We start from the raw sequence: 19,114 nt of genomic DNA, 5'->3' as shown, positions 1-19,114 counted from the left end.
GGCCCCCATTGACGGCTTCTGTACTCCGAAGCGGTGGGCATTATCGGCGATGCCCCACCAAATAGCAAGCCAACCGGGGCCAACCGCTGTTTTCTTGCCCACCTGCATTGTGGCACACTCTTCGCCTGGATTTTGATTCGCGCAGGAACAGCAATATGCAACCAGAAGACGCCTCTTTCAGCCAGCGGGTTTTCCATATCGTGGCCGCCATTCCTTACGGCAAAGTCACCACTTACGGTGAAGTCGCCCGGCTGGCCGGCTCGCCGCGCGCCGCGCGTCAGGTTGGCGGCGTGCTGCGGCGTTTGCCGGAAGGCAGCACGCTGCCCTGGCACCGGGTGATCAACCGCCACGGACAGATCTCGCAGCAGGGGGAGGATTTTCAACGGCAACGGCAGGCACTGCTAGCGGAGGGGATAATTTTCGGCCCGCACAGCACGGTCGATTTCGAACGCTACGGCTGGCGCTGGTAAAACAAAACAGCCTTTGGCCGAAGCGCAAAGGCTGTTGATTTCATCTTGCTGTACCGCAGTAAGTTTACTGCATGGCGGTTGGCGCAGCCTGCATCGGCACGCCCTGCACCGGAACCAGCAGCAGATCGGCGCGGGTGCCGTTGCGGTTAACCACTTCCTGGATGGTGTCGGTAATGAACATCAGGCGCCCGTTGACCGTCACCGCTGCGCTCAGAATGATGCGCGCATTCGGTTGGATGTCGGACGGGTTGTACGGCAGCGTAAAGCTGAATGGCGCCTGCTGTCCTTCAGTACGCACCGCGCGCTGTGCAATCACTTTGGACGGCGCATCTGCCAGCGAAGCGTCAGAGAGGGTGACCGTCAGTACGGCGTCCGGCGGCAGCGCAATGCGCTGACGTATATTAACCGAACCTGTCACCGCCGGGCCCTGAATCTGCGTTTGCGCAGCCGCCGGGTTACCGGCCGTCTGTGTAGGCACATCGGCACTCTTTTGCGCGCATCCTGCCAGCGTGATCGTCAGTGCCGCGGCACCGCCTACGATTTGCCAGAGTTTCATGGATCGGTCTCCTTTTTTATTATCAACATGTTGGTGGCTTTCACCACCTCACCTATTAAACCTAGCACAAAACACTGATAAATCCACTTTACCCCGCCTATTAATCACTTAAACAGCCCAAGGCGTCCATGATTAAGAGCATTCTCATCGGCCCCTTAACGCAAAATGTTGACGCCGCGCCGTGATATTCCGCACACTGCGCAAAATGATTATTAGAAAGGTAACAACTTTATGAGCCAGGCATTGCAAAACCTCCTCGATCTGCTGGATCTGGAGAAAATCGAAGAAGGGTTGTTCCGCGGTCAGAGTGAAGATCTGGGGCTGCGCCAGGTGTTCGGCGGGCAGGTGGTCGGCCAGGCGTTGTACGCCGCCAAACAGACGGTGCCGGACGAACGCAGCGTGCATTCGTTCCACAGTTACTTCCTGCGCCCGGGCGACAGCAGCAAGCCTATCGTTTACGACGTGGAAACCCTGCGCGACGGCAACAGCTTCAGCGCCCGTCGCGTCAGCGCCATCCAGCACGGCAAACCTATCTTCTATATGACCGCCTCCTTCCAGAGCCCGGAAGAAGGTTTCGAGCACCAGAACCAGATGCCGGACGTGCCGCCGCCGGAAGGGCTGCTGTCTGAGTCAGAGATCGCCCAGAAGCTGGCGCATATGCTGCCGGAAAAAGTGCGCGAAAAATTTATCGGCCAGAAGCCGATCGAAATGCGCCCGGTGAAATTCCATAACCCGCTGAAAGGCAGCGTGGAAGAACCGCATCGCTACGTGTGGTTCCGCGCCAACGGCAGCATGCCGGACGATCAGCGCATCCACCAATATCTGCTGGGCTACGCGTCGGACTTTAACTTCCTGCCGACGGCGCTGCAGCCGCACGGCGTCGGCTTCCTCGAGCCGGGCATGCAGGTGGCTACCATTGACCACTCAATGTGGTTCCACCGTCCGTTCCGCATGGATGACTGGCTGCTGTACGCGGTGGAGAGCTCCTCTGCCTCCGGCGCACGTGGCTTTGTACGCGGCCAGATTTATACCCGCGACGGCGTACTGGTCGCCACCACCGTGCAGGAAGGGGTGATTCGCCAACGCGACGCCTGATCCGCAGCATAAAGAAAGGGGCGATGTTTCCATCGCCCCTTTTGGCTTCATCATTATTTTAGTCTTTAGCGCACTGCCCTGCTTTGAGCCTTACTGGTTGTAGGCGCTCTCGCCGTGGCTGTTGACGTCCAGCCCCTCGCGTTCCTGCTCCTCCGGCACTCTCAATCCAACCATGGCGCCCGCGATCTTGAAGGCGATAAAGGCGGCGACGCTCGACCACACCAGCGTGATCAGCACGCTCACCAGTTGGATCCAGACCTGATGGCCCATCGTCACCCCTTCGGCGTAACCGGTGCCGCCCAGTGAAGAGGCGGTGAACACCCCGGTCAACAGGCAGCCGACGATGCCGCACACCCCGTGCACACCGAACACGTCGCAGGTGTCGTCCACTTTCAGCCATTTTTTCAGCGTCACGACGCCCCACAGGCCGGCGACGCCGCCCACCAGACCGATGATCAACGCCCCGCCCACGCCCACGGTGCCCGCCGCCGGCGTCACTGCTACCAGCCCGGCGATCATGCCGGAGCAGGCGCCCAGCAATGAAGGCTTGCCGCGCAGCACCCACTCGGCGAAGGTCCAGGAGAGAATGGCGCCCGCAGTGGCAACCACGGTGTTGAGGAATGCCAGAGCCGCAATGCCGTTGGCCGCGCTGGCGGAACCGGCATTGAAGCCGAACCAGCCGATATACAGGATGGACGCCCCGGTAAACACCATCGGCAGGTTGTGCGGTTTGAAGGCCTCTTTACCGAAGCCGGCGCGCTTGCCAATCAGGTAGGCGCCGATCAACCCGGCGCTGGCGGCGTTGATGTGCACCACGGTGCCGCCGGCGAAGTCCAAGGCGCCGTCGGCGGCCAGGTAACCGCCGCCCCACACCATGTGCGCGATCGGCAGATAAGACAGCGTGAACCAGAGGATCGCGAAGATCAGCACCGCCGAGAAGCGAATGCGTTCGGCGAAGCCACCCACCACCAGCGCCACGGTGATACAGGCGAAGGAGGCCTGGAAGGCGACGTGGATCATTTGGCTGATGCTGCCGGTGACGCTGTCGATGCCGATGCCTTTCAGCATCGCCGTTTCGAACCCGCCGAACACCGCATTGCCCTCGCTGAACGCCAGGCTATAGCCATACAACACCCACAGCACGCAGACCAGCGCGAAGGTGACGGTGACCTGCGTCAGCATCGACAGCACGTTTTTGCCGCGCAGCAAGCCACCGTAAAACAGCGCGATGCCCGGCAGCGTCATGAACAGCACCAACGCGGTGCAGATCATCATAAAGGCGTTGTCGGCCTTATCAGCGACCGCCGGGGCGGCCAGGGCCAAAGAAGGAACCAGGGTTACCGAACTCAGGCCCAACATGGATAACAGTCTTTTCATTATCAATCCATCCCCATCACTTAACTGAGTTCGCGGTTACAGTGCCGATTCGTCGGTTTCGCCGGTGCGAATGCGGATCACACGTTGCAACTCGGCAACGAAAATTTTGCCGTCGCCGATTTTGCCTGTGTAGGCGGCTTTGCTAATCACATCAACCACTTCATCCAACTGATCGTCGGCGATGGCGATATCGATTTTGACCTTGGGCAGGAAATTGACGTTATATTCGGCGCCGCGATACAGCTCGGCGTGCCCCTTCTGGCGGCCAAAGCCCTTCACTTCGGTTACGGTCAATCCCTGAATACCCACGGAGGACAAGGCCTCGCGCACGTCCTCCAGCTTGAACGGTTTGATTACCACGGTCACCAGCTTCATATTGCCCCTCCACGAATTAAGCCCAAACTCACCCCTGGTACGCGTCATATGTAGCAAGGGCTGTGCCAAATTTTATTTTGCATGGCGATTCAGCGGATTAGCGGGCACGCGGGCGCAGCCGCGAGGCAGCACGGCACCGATACCTTGAATAGGTTAAATAATGCGCACTGATTTGGTGCGTGTCGCGTCGAAAAAGTGCAGAAAGGGGGCGTGGCCCAGATGGTTTGCCTGCTTATGGTGCGTTGGAAAGAAAGAAGGGCCGCGAGCGCGGCCCATATTCAGGCGGGTTGGCTCTCCTCGCGCACCGCTTCCGCCAACTGCTCGCCCGCCAGCTGCAGCTGATACATCTGGTAGTAGCGCCCCTGCTGCGCCAGCAGCTGTTGATGGTTGCCCTGCTCCACCGCCTGGCCGCGATGCAGCACCAGAATGGAATCGGCATCGACGATCGTCGAGAGGCGGTGAGCGATCACCACCAGCGTGGTGTGCTCGCGGATCGCACGCAGCGCGCGCTGGATAGCCTGCTCGGTGCCCGAGTCGATATTGGCGGTCGCCTCGTCGAGGATCAGGATCTGCGGCGCCTGCACCAAGACCCGCGCCATCGCCAGCAGCTGTTTCTGCCCAACCGACAGGTTATTGCCCTGCTCCCCCAGTCGGGTGTGAATACCCTGCGGGAAGCCACGCACCAGATCCGCCAACTGCACCGTTTCCAGCGCTCGCCAAACGGCGTCTTCCTCGATATTGCGCCCCAACGTGACGTTGGCCAGCACCGAATCGGCGATCACCACCGGATCCTGCTGCACCATCGCCACGCCCTGGCGCAGCGTGCGGTGCGACAAGCTGGAGATCGGGCGGCCATCGAGACGCACTTCTCCCTCGCTGACCGGGTAATAGCCCATCAGCAGGTTGGCCAAGGTGCTCTTGCCGCTGCCGGTGTGCCCGACCAGCGCCACGAAGCCGCGCGACGGCACCGACAGAGAAATATGCTGCAGCACCTTTTTGTCCGCGCGGTAAGCGAAGCTCAGATCGGTGATGTCGATGCGGCCGCCGGCCAACGGACTATCGTCGGTACCGTAACTCTGCTGGCTGCGATCCATCAGTTCGAAAATGCGTTCGCCGGCCACCACCGCCTGCTGCAGGATCGACTGTTGTGACGTCAGCTCGATCAACGGTTCGTTCAAACGCCCCAGGTAGTTGATGAAGGCATAGAGTACGCCGACGCCAATCACGCCTTCACCGCTGAAGCCGAACAACATCAGCAAACCGCACAGCACCAGCGCCGAAAACAGGCTGAGCAGCGGCCGCAGCAGGAAACCGTCGAGCCGCAGCGTCTGCATGCGCGCGAGATAGTGCGACTGGCTGGCGGCGCTCATGCGCTCGCCGAAGCGCACCTGCTGGCGGAATTGCTGGATCACGCCCATGCCGTTGATCACTTCGTTGAAGCCGTCGTTGATGTCCGCCAGATAACTGCGCACCCGGCGCACAATCGGCGTGCTGTAATATTGATAGATGCCCATCACCACGAACACCGCCGGGAAGATGCAGATAGCCACCAGCGCCATGCGCCAGTCGAGGCTGAACATCGCCACCAGCATGGCGCCGATCAGCGCGGCGCTTTTCAGCACCGTGGAGACCACCATCACGTACAGGTCCTTGATCACTTCGGTGTCGTTGGTGACGCGCGAGATCAATTGCCCGACCGGTTGCGTGTCGAAGGCGCTGAGCGGCTGGCGCAGCGCGGCGTCCATCACGTCGGTGCGCAGCCGCTGCACCACGCCTACCGCCGCCTGGTTGAACAGCAGCGCCTGGAAGTAATGCAGCGCCGCCGCCAGCAGCTCCAGCAGAATGTAGACCGCCGCCAGCCCGCCGACGATCATCAGCGGCAGTTGCCCTTTGGCGACGTAATTATCGATAAAATAGCTCACCAGGATCGGCCCGGCGACTTCCGCCGCCGCCGCCACCCACAGCATCAGCACCGCCACCCCCAACGGTTTGCGGTACGGCGAACCGTAGGCCAGCAGGCGCTTCAGCGTCGGCCACAGCTTTTGCACTTTATTCATCGGCCAACGCCTCCTCGCCGTTTTCCGGCGCTTCGTCCAGCGCCGCTTCCAGCTGCTGATAGCGGTACATATCGCGATACCAGCCCGGCTGCGCCGCCAGCGCCGCCGGATCGCCGCGCTGCGCCACGCCGCCGTGCTGCATCACCAGGATTTCGCTGGCCTCGGTTAATGCCGACAGCCGGTGTGCGCTGATGATCACCGTGCGATCTTGCCCCCAGCTGCGCAGGTTGTGCAGGATCTGGTGTTCGGTACGGCCATCCACCGCCGATAGCGCATCGTCGAGGATCAGGATCTCCGCATCCAGCAGCAGCGCGCGCGCGATGGAGATGCGCTGTTTCTGCCCGCCCGACAGCATCACGCCGCGTTCGCCCACCTCGGTGTCATAGCCCTGCGGCAGCCGCAGAATGTCCTCATGGACGCTGGCCAACCGCGCCGCCTGTTCGATCTGCGCCTGCGTCGCCCCCGGCTGGCCCAGTGCGATGTTGTTCGCCACGGTATCGGAGAACAGGAACGGCGTTTGGCTCACCACCGACAGCCGCGAACGCCAGTCGTCGAGTTTGACCTGCGGCAACGGCAGGCCGTGATAGCGGATCTGCCCTTGATCGACGTCGAACTGGCGCTGGATCAGCGACAGCAGCGTCGATTTGCCGGCCCCAGTCGGCCCGCACAGCCCCAGCATTTGCCCTGGTTTCAGCGTCAGCGCCACATCGTGCAGCGCCGGATGCGGGTTTTCCGGGTAGTGGAACGCGCGGATATCCACCTCCAGCACGCCGCGCCCGGCCGGCAACGCCTGCGGGCCATCCTGCACCGCCGGCGCCTCGTCGAGCAGGCTGCGGATGCGGCTGTAGGCCGCGCTGCCGCGCTCGACGATATTGAACATCCAGGCCAGCGCCAGCATTGGCCAGATCATCAGGCCGAGGTACATCACAAAGCTGGTCAGTTGCCCGAGCGTCAGCGAACCGTTCACTACCATCCAGCTGCCGCCGCCGATAGCCAACAGGTTAGACGCGCCGATGGCGATATAAATGGTCGGATCGAAGCGCGCATCCACCCGCGCCACGTGCATGTTCTTGGCCCCGGTCTGCGCCGCGACGTCGGCGAAACGGTTGGATTGGTGATCTTCCAGCCCGAAGGCCTTGATCATGCGGATGCTGGTCATGCTTTCCTGCGCCTGATCGTTCAGGCTGGAAAACGCCGCCTGCGCCGATTTAAAGCGCTGGTGCAACTGGTCGCCGTAATATTTGATGGCGATCGCCATCAGCGGCATCGGGATTAACGCCAACACCGTCAGCTGCCAGCTGATTTGGGTGCTCATCACCACCAGCACCACCACCCCCATCACCAGCGAATCCACCAACGTCAGCACGCCTTCACCGGCGGCGAACACCACGCGATCCACATCGTTGGTGGCGCGCGCCATCAGGTCGCCGGTGCGATGGCGCAGGTAGAACGCCGGGTTTTGTCGGCTGAGCTGGCGGTAAAAGTTTTCGCGCAGTTCGACCGCCAGCTGGTAGGAAGCGCCGAACAGCAGCACCCGCCACACATAGCGCAGCAGGTAAACGACGATCGCGGTGCCGATCATCAGCCCAAGCCAGGCCAACAGCACGCCGGTGGACATCTGTTTTTCGGTGACGCCGTCCACGATGATGCCGACCAGCTTAGGCGGCAACAGTTGCAGGATGGCGATGACGATCAGCAGCACCACCGCCCCGAGGTAGCGGCGCCACTCCCGGCGGAAGTACCAGCCGATTTGTGCAAATAATCTCACGCAGTTTGATTCCAGGATTTTATGGGATTTGTCTCTTTTTCTGCTTCAGCAGAGCAGGATACCACCGTTGAGCCGCCCGTCCGGTTAACTTTTCACTCCGGCACCGGCAGCGCAGTGGTGTATTTGATTTTTTCCATGGCAAAGCTCGAGGTGACGTCAATAAGGCCCGGTACGCCGTTCACCAGGCGCTTATAAAAGCCGTCGTAGCTTTTCATGTCCGCCACTTCGACCTGCATAAGGTAGTCGTACTCCCCCGCCATCCGGTAGAACGCCAGCACCTCGGGCATCTGGCTGGTCAGCTGCACAAACGCCTGATACCACTCGCTGCTGTGCTGCTGGGTCTTGATCAGCACGAACGCCGTCAGCCCCAGGCCGAGCTTTTCATTATCCAGCAAGGCCACCCGGCCGCGGATATAGCCTTCGTCTTCCAGACGCTTCAGGCGCTTCCAGCATGGCGTAGAGGTCAAATTAACCGCATCGGCCAGCGCCTGCAGCGACTGGGTGCAATCTTGCTGCAGCATGCACAGCAGCTTACGGTCTGTTTTATCTAACATAGCGGCCACCCGGAGAAAAATTTTCTCCCATTAGGCGATTAAACAGGGAAAATGGCAATCCTTTTTTCCCGCCGACAGGCTATGCTACGCCATAAACCAGCCCCCTATTCTGAGGCCATATCATGACAAACTCTTGGGTAAAATATGCTATCGGTGAAATAGAAGCGGATTTTCAGCGCTCCGCCGATACGCACCTGATTCGCCTGAACCTGCCGGCGTTTCCCGGCATCTGCCTGTACCTGAAAGACGAGAGCACCCACCCGACCGGCAGCCTGAAACACCGCCTGGCGCGCTCGCTGTTCCTTTATGGCCTGTGCAACGGCTGGATCACCGAGAACACCACCATCATCGAGGCCTCGTCCGGCAGCACCGCGGTGTCCGAAGCCTACTTCGCCCGTCTGATCGGCCTGCCGTTCATCGCGGTAATGCCGTCCTGCACCGCGCGCCGCAAGGTGGAACAGATCGCCTTTTACGGCGGCCGCTGTCACTTCGTCGATCATGCCGCCCAAATCTACGCTGCCTCCGAACAGCTGGCGAAAGAGCTGAACGGCCACTATATGGATCAGTTCACCTACGCCGAGCGCGCCACCGACTGGCGCGGCAACAACAACATCGCCGACAGCATCTTCCGCCAGATGGCGCGCGAACCTTTCCCGGTGCCGAAACACATCGTGATGAGCGCCGGCACCGGCGGCACCTCTGCCACGCTGGGGCGCTACATCCGCTATCAGGGGCACGACACCCAATTGACGGTGGTCGATCCGGAAAACTCGGTGTTCTATGACTGCTTCCACCACGGCGATCGCACCCTGATCGGCAGCTGCGGCAGCCGTATCGAAGGCATCGGCCGTCCGCGCGCCGAGCCGTCGTTCATCCCGTCGGTGGTCGACAACATGCTGCGCGTGCCGGATGCCGCCAGCGTCGCCACCATTCACTGGCTGGAAGGCGTGCTGGGCCGCAAGGTTGGCGCCTCTACCGGCACCAACGTTTGGGGTGCGCTGCAGTTGGCGAAGCAGATGCGGGAAAACGGCGAGCAAGGGTCGATCGTTACCCTGCTGTGCGACAGCGGCGAGCGTTATCTGGATACTTATTACAACCCGGAATGGGTCAGCAACAACATCGGCGATCTGCAGCCGTATCTCGCGCAGCTGGCGGATTTGTAACGCCAGGCTTCGGGTAAAAAAAAGCCGGGTAGTCATACCCGGCCGGCTGTAAGGAGAACCTCATTCTTCGGGGGAATAGGTGAGGCAAGGTGAACGCAGCCAATGTTGTAAATAGTGAGCCACCGCCTGTTGTTGGCAATGGCCGATAACCGGTAGCTGCGGCAGCAGGGATTTCAGCTGCGGCAGGGCGTTTCCCATCACCACGCCGTGCCCCACCGCTCCCAGCATCTCTTTGTCGTTCATCGCGTCGCCGAACGCCATGCAGTCGGCCATCGTCAGCCCCAGATGACGGCTCAGCCGCTCCAGCGCCGTGCCTTTGTTGCAACCGAGCGGCAGCACCTCCAGACAGTCGTAGGCGGAAAAGCACAGGTCTGCCTCATCGCCCAATTGCGCCCGCAGCTGCACCTGCAACGCCAGCAACTCCTCATGTGGCGCGACAAAGCACACCTTGCTGTTGCCGAACGCCGGCAGACGGCGCACATCGGCCAGTTGAAAACGAAAACCGCTCAGGTGATGCGCCCGCAGCATCTCTTCCGGCACGGGAAACTCGGTCAGCCAACCTTCGTCGCGGAATACATGCATGCTGGCGCGGGTGCGCCAATGATGATGCAGCACCTCTTCGGCCACCGCCGCCGGCAGGTCGGTGGCGTGCAGCTGTTGGCCACGGTTGTCATATACCCGCGTGCCGTTGCCGGTGATCAGGTAACCCTGCAGCCCCAGTTGCGCCATGATCGGTTGCGCATCGAGGTAGTGGCGCCCGGTGGCGAACGTCACCACCATCTCCCGCTCCACCAGCTGGTTCAGCACCGCCAGCGTTTCCGGGCCAACCCGGTGATCCGGCATCAACAGCGTGCCGTCCATATCGAAAGCTGCCAGGCGATACATAAAGACCTCATGAATGTGAACGCGATTACAATCACTGCAGTATGGGATGGTATTTGCGGAAGTAATAGTGAACAATTTGAGAAAACTGTTCCGGATTTCTGCCCATGCGCCTGGTTCACCGTCTCAGCCAATATCAACGCCTGTATCAACAGCTCGGCAGCGCGCCGGTCGCCGTGACCATCGGCGAGCTGGCGGCGATGTTCTACTGCAGCGAGCGGCACGCCCGCACGCTGGTGCAGCAGCTGCAGGATCAGGGCTGGCTGAGCTGGTATTCGCAGCCCGGCCGCGGTAAGCGCGCTCGCCTGCACTGCCTGAAAACCCCGGATGAACTGCGCGCGCAGCTGCTTCAACAGCTGCTGCAACAGGGCAATCATCAGGGAGCGCTGGAGATGGCGCAGCTCGATCCGCAGCACCTGCAGGATCTGCTCAGCCCGCACCTCGGCGGGCAATGGCAGGCCGGCAGCCCGACGCTGCGTATTCCCTATTACCGCACGCTGGAAGCGCTCGACCCGCTCACATTGACCGGCCGCGCCGAACAACATCTGGTGTCGACCCTGCACGCCGGACTGACGCGCCTGATGACCGGTAACCCGGAACCGCAGCCCGATCTGGCGCACCATTGGCAGATTAGCGATCGCGGCCTGCGCTGGCGCTTCTTTCTGCGCAGCCAGCTGCGCTGGCACAACGGCGAACCGTTGACCGGCCACCAACTGCTGCAAACGCTGGAAAAACTGCAGCGCCATCCGCGCAGCCAACCGAGCCTGGCCAACGTCACGCGCATCAGCCTGCCGCATCCGTTGTGCATTCAGTTCGATCTGCACCTGCCGGACTACTGGCTGGCCCACCGGCTGGCGGAGCTGCCTTGCCTGATGACTCACCCGGAGCTGCCGGCCATCGGCGCCGGCCCGTTCAAGCTGACACTGAATGAGCCGCAGCTGGTGCGGCTGGAACAGCACGCCGGTTATCATCTGCAGCATCCGTATCTGGATACCATCGAATACTGGATCACCCCCGATTTGCCTACCGCCGGCACCTACACCAGTTGCCAGCATCCGGTGCGCATCACCATAGGCCAGCAAGACGATTTGGCGCAGGCCCGGCCGGTGCAGCGCAGCATGAGCCTGGGCTGGTGTTATCTGGCGCTGAACCTGCGCCACGGCGTGCTGAACGAAGCCCAGGGGCAAAAGCTGCTGATGCTGATCCAGCAGTCCGGCCTGCTGAGCCATCTGCCGATCCCCAACAGCGTGATCACCCCCAGCCATGAAATGCTGCCCGGCTGGCGCATCCCCCACCAACAGGTCGAAGAGGATGTCGCCCTGCCCGCCCGGCTGACGCTGCTGTATCGGCCGCCGGTCGAGCTGGAAACGGTGACGGCCGCGCTACAGCGGTTGCTCGCGCAGCACGGCTGCGAGCTGGAAGTGCGTTACTATGCCGGCAAGCGCTGGCAAAGCGAGGAACAGATCGCCCAGGCCGATCTGCTGCTGGCGGACAACCTGATCGGCGAAGCGCCGGAGGCGACGCTGGAGAGCTGGCTGCGGCAGGATACGCTGTGGCGCGGCATCCTGACGGAAAGCCGCTGGCAGCAGCAACAGGATACGCTGCGGCAGATCCAGCAGCTGCAGGCGCAGCAACCGCGTTTCGCACGGCTGCAGGCCTATTATCAACGGCTGATGGCCGCCGCCATCATCACGCCGCTGTTCCACTACCAGTATCAGATCAGCGCGCCGCCGCGCATGCATGGCGTCACGCTGACCGCCCACGGCTGGTTCGATTTTTGCCAGGCGTGGCTGCCGCCGCCGGTGGACAACGCACCGGCCTGAGCCGAACCGCCCTGCGCCTGGCGGCCCTTTCTGCTACTATTGTCGCCGCAACGCAATTTTTATCCTGCCGCCCGAATGTGTATCGGGAGAGGCCAAAGCCCAAAAAGGTGATTTTATGAAGCGCGCGGTTGTCGTTTTCAGCGGTGGACAAGACTCCACGACCTGCTTAATCCAGGCATTGCAACAGTATGACGAAGTTCACTGCGTCACGTTCGATTACGGCCAGCGCCATCGCGCCGAGATTGAAGTGGCTCAAGAGCTGTCGGTAGCCCTCGGTGCCAAGGCGCACAAGGTGCTGGACGTAACGCTGCTCAATGAGCTGGCCGTCAGCAGCCTGACGCGGGACAATATTCCGGTTCCCACCTACGATCCCAACCAGAAAAATGCGCTGCCGAGCACCTTCGTACCGGGCCGCAACATCCTGTTCCTGACGCTGGCGGCGATCTACGCCTACCAGGTCGAAGCGGAAGCGGTGATCACCGGCGTGTGTGAAACCGATTTCTCCGGCTACCCGGATTGCCGCGACGAGTTCGTTAAAGCGCTGAACAAGGCGGTGACGCTGGGCATCGCCCGCGATATCCGCTTCGAAACGCCGCTGATGTGGCTGAACAAGGCCGAGACCTGGGCGCTGGCGGATTATTACCACCAGCTGGATCGCGTACGCCAGGATACGCTGACCTGCTACAACGGCATCAAGGGTGACGGCTGCGGCGAGTGCGCCGCCTGCAACCTGCGCGCCAATGGCCTGACGCAGTACCGGGCCAACCAGGCAGAAGTGATGGCGGCGTTGAAGCAGAAAGCCGGCCTGGCCTGAGGGCAGTGACGGCGGCAGCCTATGCCGCCCGTGAGCTTACTGCGGATTATCCTTCAGCGTGAGCGCCTCCAGGTGCTCGCGCAATTCTCCTTCGATCGGCAGCGCACGCTGCGTTTTCAGATCGACGCACACGAAAGTCAGCAGCGCGTCTGCCACCGGCGTCCCCGCCGGATCCTGCGTCACCTTTTGGCTCAGCACCCCGCTCTTGCCGTTGAGCTGCACCATCTGGCTGTCGATACGCAGCTTATCCCCCAATACCGCCGGGCTGCGGTAATTGATATTGATGTTCACCACGATGAAAGCGATGTTGTTTTCCGTCATCCAGCGGAACCCGGCTTCGTTCTCCAACCAGTCCCAACGCGCCTCTTCCAGAAACTCCAGATAGCGGGCGTTGTTAACGTGCTGGTAAACATCAAGGTGATAACCGCGAACTTTGATAAAGGTTTGCATAGGGAACGATCGCTCCTGCCTGGTGATTACAGAAAGAGGGAGCCGCGCTGGCTCCCTCGCCCGTTTGGTCAACGCGCCAAACTGGTAAGACCTGTAAAATGTAGCAGAGGAGTCACGGCCTCAGCGCCATTTTGCCACGCAGCCGCGACCGGGATCACATTTTCAGCCGGGTGCGGTTCTTCTCAAACAGCGCCGGCCCGATGCCCGGTACCTCCTGTAACTGCTCAACCTGGGTGAACGGCCCGTTCTGTTCGCGATAGCGCACGATGCCTTCCGCCTTCTTCAGGCCGACGCCGCTCAAGGCGGCGGCCAGTTGTTCGGCAGTGGCCTGATTGATGCTGACCGCCGCCTCTTCGGTTGCCTTGGTCATCACCGATTGTCCGCCATGGCTCGCCGGTGTTGAGAGCATCGGCGCCTCGTTTTTTTCCACCGCGGCGGCCGGGCCGGCCAGGCATAACAACAGCGCGGTCAGCGCGGCGTTAACGTGACGACGGTAACCGAAAAACGCTTTTTTCTCTGAATATTGCATGCTGTATCCTCCTTGTGTGTGACAGCACGGCTACCTTGCCGCGGCGGCGGATATTCAGCAATCGACAGATGTCAGATATGGAAAAGGCCGCGAAAGCGGCCTTTGTTTGTTGCACTGCGTTGCAGAAAAATGCGGCGATTACTGAGGCTGTTGCTCAGCGGCGCCCATTTTGATCTTGGCTTCTTTACGCAGGCTCGCCAGCAGCGAATCGAAGGAAACGCCGGTCGCGCCCTCTTCCATCTTGCCGACGAAGGTTTTCATTTCGTCTTCCGGCAGCGTGCCTGGCTTCACCGCATCAAGCGCAATCAGCACCACGTTGTCCTGACGATCCTGCGACATGCCGTAAACCGGTTTGCCGTCCTGCGGGTGCGGCAGCGCGAACACGCTCTCCACCAGCTGGCTGTCTTCCGGCGCGCGCGCCATCTTCTGCACGGCGCCAAAGCTCAGGCCGGCGGCTTTCATCGCTTCGTCGCCCTTGCCCTGCTTCAGCTCAACCAGCAGCTTCTCGCCCTGCAGCTTCGCTGCCTGCAGCGCCTTGTTGCGTTTCACCAGTTCCGCCACGCGGTCTTTTACCTGGTCGAACGGTTCGATGCCTTCCGGCTTGTGGCCGCTCACGCGCACCACGAAAGCGCGGTCGCCGTCTACGGTGATCACGTCGGAGTTGCTGCCCGGCGCGCCGTTCTCGCCGATCAGCGAGCCGTCGAAGATCGCCTGCACCACCGGTTTGAAGTTCAGCGCGGCAGGGATGTTGTCGCGGGTGAACCAGTCGCTTTGCGCCGCTTTCACGCCGGCCGCTTCCTCAGCCGAGGCCAAAGATTCGTTGTCGCTGGTCGCCGCTTCGCTCACCTTCTGCTGCAGCGCGTAATAGGCGTCTACCGCTTTCTCCTGCTGCACCTGCTTGGCGATGGCGTCATGCACTTCGCTCAGCGGTTTCAGTTTCTCAGGTTCGATGTCGTTCAAACGCACGATCAGGTAGCCGACAGAGGATTTCACTACGCCAGACAGCTGCCCTTTCTCGGTCAGGTTAGCCTGCTTCAGTTCGTCGGCGGTGGTTTCCGGCTCCAGCCAACCCAGCTCGCCGCCGGTGCGGCGTGAGATGATGTCGGTGGATTTTTCTTTCGCCAGGGTGGCGAAATCGGCGCCCTTCTTCAGCTCATCCAGCGCCGCGTTGGCTTCCGCCTCGGTTTTCAGCTGGATCACGCTGTAGTTTTTACGCTCCGGCTGGCCGTAGCTGCTCTTGTGCTGGTCGTAGTAAGCGTTGATGTCCTCTTCGCTCACTTTCACCTTGTCCTGCATGGACGCGGCGTCCAGCGGGATATAGCTCACCTTCACCTGCTCCGGGGCGATGAAGCTGTTCTTGTTCTGATCGTAATACGCCTTCAGTTCGTCGTCGCCGGCGCTCTGTTTCGCCTGCAGCGCTTTCAAATCGATGGTCGCCAGGCGCACGTCGCGCTCCTGCAGCACCAGCGCCGCCATGGCTTGCGATTCAGACGGCAGCACGAAACCGGACTCGCCGAAGGCCTGGATCACCTGCTGATTGACCAACTGCTGTCGCATCGACTGCGCGAAATTGTCGGCGGTGTAGCCCATGCGGCCAATCAGATCGAGATATTTGGCGTTATCGAACTGGCCGTTGGTCTGGAAGTAAGGCGCCTTGCGGATGGCGTCCTTGATCTGATCGTCGCTGACCGCCAGGCCCAGCTTCTTGGCATACTGGTCAAGCAGCATGTTGTCGATCAACTGGGACAACACCTGACGGCGCATCTGCTGCATGTAGCCTTCGTTGCCGGCCAGCGCAGAGAACTGGTCACCCAGCTGCTGCTGCATGCGGCTGCGCTCACTTTGGAAAGCCTGTTCCAACTGAGCGCGTTCGATCGTCTGACCATTTACTTTCGCAGCATAATCGCCGGAGCCGCCGATCAGGTAGTTACCCACCCCGGTCAGAACGAATGACAGGATGATCAGGGCCAGGATGATTTTGAGCACGACGTGATTGGCAGCCGCGCGTAAATTGTCCATCATAGTGTGACAACACTCCGCTGTGATGTGGATTAACAACCCTTGCGCAGGCGCGTTCCCTGCGACAAAAATAAAAAAAGCGCATCAGTCCGATGCGCCTTGTATCTTACCTTACCAGCACCGCTGCGTCAGGTGATTGTTTATTACAAAACCCTGTTACGCTAAACGGTTAGACGCTAAATCAGTTTACAGCGTCTTTCAGCGCTTTCCCTGCACGGAAGGCAGGTACTTTGGCTGCCGCGATCTTGATCTCTTTACCGGTTTGCGGGTTGCGGCCGGTACGGGCCGAACGTTCACGCACGGTAAAGGAACCGAAACCTACCAGAGCCACGTCATCCCCTGCTTTCAGGGAGTCGGTAACGGAAGCGATTACTGCGTCTAAAGCACGTCCCGCTGCCGCTTTGGAAATATCAGCACCTGCGGCAATCTTGTCGATCAGTTGTGACTTATTCACTCTATCATCCCCTCTAGAATTCTATCGTCGCACCGAAAAATCCCTACGGTTGCGACAGCGCAGCTGTTATATCAATCCCATCGAACCTTGGCAAGCCACCGACTGGGTGACAAAACGCGGGCCGACAGAGATCTAACTTAGCGGTACAAAAAAATACTGGCAAGTCCGAAATGGCTTGCCAGTATAAGTTTTATCAATGGTTTTTGCGATTCGTCACTATTTTGCCGCTACCGGCAGTGCGCCGAAGGCCGGGTTTTGCAACGCAATGTTCAAAACTTCATCGATTCGCTGCACCGGATGAATCTCCAGATCGGCGATAACATTGTCCGGAATCTCTTCCAGATCGCGCTTGTTCTCGTAAGGGATCAGCACGGTTTTGATGCCGCCGCGATGCGCCGCCAGCAGCTTCTCTTTCAGGCCGCCGATCGGCAACACCTGACCGCGCAGCGTGATCTCGCCGGTCATCGCCACATCGGCGCGTACCGGGTTGCCGGTCAGGCAGGAGACCAGCGCGGTGCACATCGCGATACCGGCGCTCGGGCCATCTTTCGGCGTCGCCCCTTCCGGCACGTGCACGTGGATGTCGCGTTTCTCGTAGAAATCGGCGTTGATGCCCAATTTCTCCGCGCGCGCGCGCACCACGGTCAGCGCCGCCTGAATCGATTCCTGCATCACTTCACCCAGAGAACCGGTGTAGGTCAGCTTGCCTTTGCCCGGCACGCAGGCGGTTTCGATGGTCAGCAAATCGCCGCCCACTTCCGTCCACGCCAGCCCGGTGACTTCGCCCACGCGGTTTTCGGTATCCGCACGGCCGTAATCGACGCGCTGCACGCCCAAGTAATCCTTCAGGTTGTCGCCGTTGATCTCGATATGCTTGCGCTTCTTGTCCATCAGCAGCGTTTTCACCGCTTTACGGCACAGTTTGGAGATTTCACGCTCCAGGCTGCGCACCCCGGCTTCGCGGGTATAGAAGCGAATAATGCCGATGATGGCGCTGTCGTCGACCGTCAACTCGCCTTTTTTCAGCGCATTGCGCTCGAGCTGCTTCGGCAGCAGGTGCTGTTTGGCGATGTTGAGCTTCTCGTCCTCGGTATAACCCGACAGGCGGATTACTTCCATACGATCCAGCAGCGGCGCAGGAATGTTCATCGAGTTCGAGGTGGCGACAAACATCACGTCGGACAGATCGTAATCCACTTCCAGGTAGTGGTCGTTGAACGCCACGTTCTGTTCCGGATCCAGCACCTCCAGCAGAGCGGAGGCCGGATCGCCGCGCATGTCGGAAGACATCTTGTCGATCTCATCCAGCAGGAACAGCGGGTTCTTCACCCCAACCTTGGCCATCTTCTGGATCAGTTTGCCCGGCATCGATCCGATGTAGGTACGACGGTGACCGCGGATTTCCGCTTCGTCACGCACGCCGCCCAGCGCCATGCGCACGTACTGGCGACCGGTCGCCTTGGCGATCGACTGCCCCAGCGAGGTTTTACCCACGCCCGGCGGCCCCACCAGACACAGGATCGGCCCCTTAATTTTGCTGACGCGGCTCTGTACCGCGAGGTACTCGAGGATGCGATCTTTCACGCGCTCCAGGCCGTAGTGATCGGTATCGAGCACTTCCTGCGCCTTGTTCAGGTCTTTTTTCACCTTGCTGCGCGCATTCCACGGCACCTGCAGCATCCAGTCGATGTAGCCGCGCACCACGGTCGCTTCCGCCGACATCGGCGACATCATCTTCAGCTTTTGCAGTTCCGCTTCGGTTTTTTCGCGCGCCTCTTTCGGCATTTTCGCCGCATCGATCTTGCGCTTCAGCGCTTCGTGCTCGTCCGGCGCGTCGTCCATCTCGCCCAGTTCTTTCTGAATCGCCTTCATCTGCTCATTCAGATAGTACTCGCGCTGGCTCTTCTCCATCTGCTTCTTGACGCGGTTACGGATGCGTTTCTCAACCTGCAGCAGGTCGATCTCCGACTCCATCATCGCCATCAGGTATTCCAGACGCTCGGTGATGTCGGACATCTCGAGCACCGACTGCTTGTCGCTGAGTTTCAGCGGCATGTGGGCGGCGATGGTGTCCGCCAGGCGCGCGGCGTCGTCGATGCTGTTGAGTGACGTCAGCACCTCCGGCGGGATTTTTTTATTCAGTTTGATATAGCCTTCAAACTGATTGATCGCGGTGCGCACCAGCACTTCCTGCTCGCGCTCGTCGATAGCCGGCGACTCAAGGTATTCCGCCTGCGCGGCGAAATGCTCACCGCTGTCGGACAGCGTAGTGATGCGTGCGCGCTGCAGCCCCTCGACCAGCACTTTTACCGTGCCGTCCGGCAGCTTCAGCATCTGCAGGATCGACGCTACGGTGCCGACCGAGAACAAGTCGTTAATGCCAGGTTCATCCGTTGAGGCCTCTTTCTGTGCCACCAGCATGATCTTCTTATCGTGATCCATTGCGGCTTCGAGGCACCGAATCGATTTTTCCCGGCCAACAAATAACGGGATCACCATGTGCGGATAAACCACCACGTCGCGCAATGGCAAAACGGGGATTTCAATGCGTTCGGAACGCTCAGGGTTCATAGAGCTCTCTCTTAGTTTAATTTCCGCCAGGTTGAGGGGGAATCTCATGAGACGCAAGCATCTAACGTTTCATAAAATCTGGTTAATGAGTATATGGGGATGAATCTCTTACATTCAACGGCAAGAATGCAGGAAAAAGAAATGGGGGATGAAATCC

General features: G+C 60.3%; 17 protein-coding genes. 5 read left to right on the top strand and 12 right to left on the bottom strand.

All coding sequences use genetic code 11. The features are described from left to right. Window positions 1-155: 155 nt before the first annotated feature. Window positions 156-470, top strand: a complete 315-nt coding sequence (locus GT753_RS00645) for an MGMT family protein (RefSeq protein WP_015376856.1) — start codon at window positions 156-158, stop codon at window positions 468-470. A 64-nt stretch (window positions 471-534) separates the two neighbouring features. Here the strand turns inward: GT753_RS00645 and GT753_RS00640 are convergent, their stop codons facing one another. Continuing rightward, window positions 535-1,026 (bottom strand): YbaY family lipoprotein, encoded by a 492-nt coding sequence (locus GT753_RS00640; protein ID WP_015376855.1) that lies wholly within the window; start codon window positions 1,024-1,026, stop codon window positions 535-537. Window positions 1,027-1,257: 231 nt separating this feature from the next. Between GT753_RS00640 and tesB the strand changes: the two genes are divergently transcribed. Further along, a complete protein-coding gene (gene tesB, locus GT753_RS00635) occupies window positions 1,258-2,121 on the top strand; it encodes an acyl-CoA thioesterase II (protein ID WP_015376854.1) in 864 nt (287 codons plus the stop codon). A gap of 90 nt (window positions 2,122-2,211) precedes the next feature. Here the strand turns inward: tesB and amtB are convergent, their stop codons facing one another. From amtB to GT753_RS00610, 5 genes are all read right to left on the bottom strand, one after another. Next, a complete protein-coding gene (gene amtB, locus GT753_RS00630; protein ID WP_004940322.1) occupies window positions 2,212-3,498 on the bottom strand; it encodes an ammonium transporter AmtB in 1,287 nt (428 codons plus the stop codon). Window positions 3,499-3,534: 36 nt separating this feature from the next. Beyond that, on the bottom strand, window positions 3,535-3,873 hold the full coding sequence (gene glnK, locus GT753_RS00625) for a P-II family nitrogen regulator (protein WP_004940327.1): 339 nt from the start codon (window positions 3,871-3,873) through the stop codon (window positions 3,535-3,537). A 278-nt stretch (window positions 3,874-4,151) separates the two neighbouring features. Further along, window positions 4,152-5,930 carry a multidrug efflux ABC transporter permease/ATP-binding subunit SmdB gene (gene smdB, locus GT753_RS00620; protein ID WP_160125148.1) on the bottom strand — a complete coding sequence of 593 codons (1,779 nt, stop codon included), beginning with the start codon at window positions 5,928-5,930 and terminating at the stop codon, window positions 4,152-4,154. Further along, window positions 5,923-7,698, bottom strand: a complete 1,776-nt coding sequence (gene smdA, locus GT753_RS00615; RefSeq protein WP_015376852.1) for a multidrug efflux ABC transporter permease/ATP-binding subunit SmdA — start codon at window positions 7,696-7,698, stop codon at window positions 5,923-5,925. The genes smdB and smdA overlap by 8 nt, the downstream gene beginning before the upstream one ends. Window positions 7,699-7,790: 92 nt before the next feature. Continuing rightward, window positions 7,791-8,252 (bottom strand): Lrp/AsnC family transcriptional regulator, encoded by a 462-nt coding sequence (locus GT753_RS00610; RefSeq protein WP_004940330.1) that lies wholly within the window; start codon window positions 8,250-8,252, stop codon window positions 7,791-7,793. A gap of 122 nt (window positions 8,253-8,374) precedes the next feature. On the opposite strand from GT753_RS00610, the gene GT753_RS00605 reads away from it, so the two are divergent. Next, window positions 8,375-9,415 (top strand): PLP-dependent cysteine synthase family protein, encoded by a 1,041-nt coding sequence (locus GT753_RS00605; RefSeq protein WP_015376851.1) that lies wholly within the window; start codon window positions 8,375-8,377, stop codon window positions 9,413-9,415. Window positions 9,416-9,475: 60 nt separating this feature from the next. Here GT753_RS00605 and cof read toward each other — a convergent pair whose 3' ends face one another. Beyond that, window positions 9,476-10,300, bottom strand: a complete 825-nt coding sequence (gene cof, locus GT753_RS00600) for an HMP-PP phosphatase (RefSeq protein ID WP_004940341.1) — start codon at window positions 10,298-10,300, stop codon at window positions 9,476-9,478. Between the two features lie 104 nt (window positions 10,301-10,404). Here cof and GT753_RS00595 point away from each other — a divergent pair, with 104 nt between their 5' ends. Both GT753_RS00595 and queC read left to right on the top strand, forming a co-directional pair. Beyond that, the gene (locus GT753_RS00595) at window positions 10,405-12,120 is read left to right on the top strand and encodes an SgrR family transcriptional regulator (protein WP_015376849.1); all 1,716 of its coding nucleotides are present in this window, start codon (window positions 10,405-10,407) and stop codon (window positions 12,118-12,120) included. A gap of 115 nt (window positions 12,121-12,235) precedes the next feature. Continuing rightward, window positions 12,236-12,934 carry a 7-cyano-7-deazaguanine synthase QueC gene (gene queC / locus GT753_RS00590; protein WP_015376848.1) on the top strand — a complete coding sequence of 233 codons (699 nt, stop codon included), beginning with the start codon at window positions 12,236-12,238 and terminating at the stop codon, window positions 12,932-12,934. A 36-nt stretch (window positions 12,935-12,970) separates the two neighbouring features. On the opposite strand, the gene GT753_RS00585 is transcribed toward queC, so the two are convergent. The 5 genes from GT753_RS00585 to lon all read right to left on the bottom strand — a co-directional run bounded on the left by GT753_RS00585 (window position 12,971) and on the right by lon (window position 18,957). After that, window positions 12,971-13,384: a thioesterase family protein gene (locus GT753_RS00585; protein ID WP_099982376.1), complete on the bottom strand. Its 414-nt coding sequence runs from the start codon at window positions 13,382-13,384 to the stop codon at window positions 12,971-12,973. A gap of 154 nt (window positions 13,385-13,538) precedes the next feature. Then, window positions 13,539-13,913: a ComEA family DNA-binding protein gene (locus GT753_RS00580; protein WP_004940345.1), complete on the bottom strand. Its 375-nt coding sequence runs from the start codon at window positions 13,911-13,913 to the stop codon at window positions 13,539-13,541. Between the two features lie 138 nt (window positions 13,914-14,051). Beyond that, complete coding sequence (gene ppiD / locus GT753_RS00575) at window positions 14,052-15,935, bottom strand: peptidylprolyl isomerase (RefSeq protein WP_004940347.1); 1,884 nt, start codon at window positions 15,933-15,935, stop codon at window positions 14,052-14,054. 178 nt (window positions 15,936-16,113) lie between these two features. Next, window positions 16,114-16,386 (bottom strand): nucleoid-associated protein HU-beta, encoded by a 273-nt coding sequence (gene hupB / locus GT753_RS00570; RefSeq protein ID WP_004940351.1) that lies wholly within the window; start codon window positions 16,384-16,386, stop codon window positions 16,114-16,116. 216 nt (window positions 16,387-16,602) lie between these two features. Continuing rightward, entirely contained in the window at window positions 16,603-18,957 is a 2,355-nt protein-coding gene (gene lon / locus GT753_RS00565) for an endopeptidase La (RefSeq protein ID WP_004940352.1), read from the bottom strand. Between the last annotated feature and the right edge of the window lie 157 nt (window positions 18,958-19,114).

Source organism: Serratia sp. Z4 (genome assembly GCF_009900725.1).
Lineage (GTDB): Bacteria > Pseudomonadota > Gammaproteobacteria > Enterobacterales > Enterobacteriaceae > Serratia > Serratia nematodiphila.
This window is presented reverse-complemented; position numbering and strand designations above follow the sequence as displayed.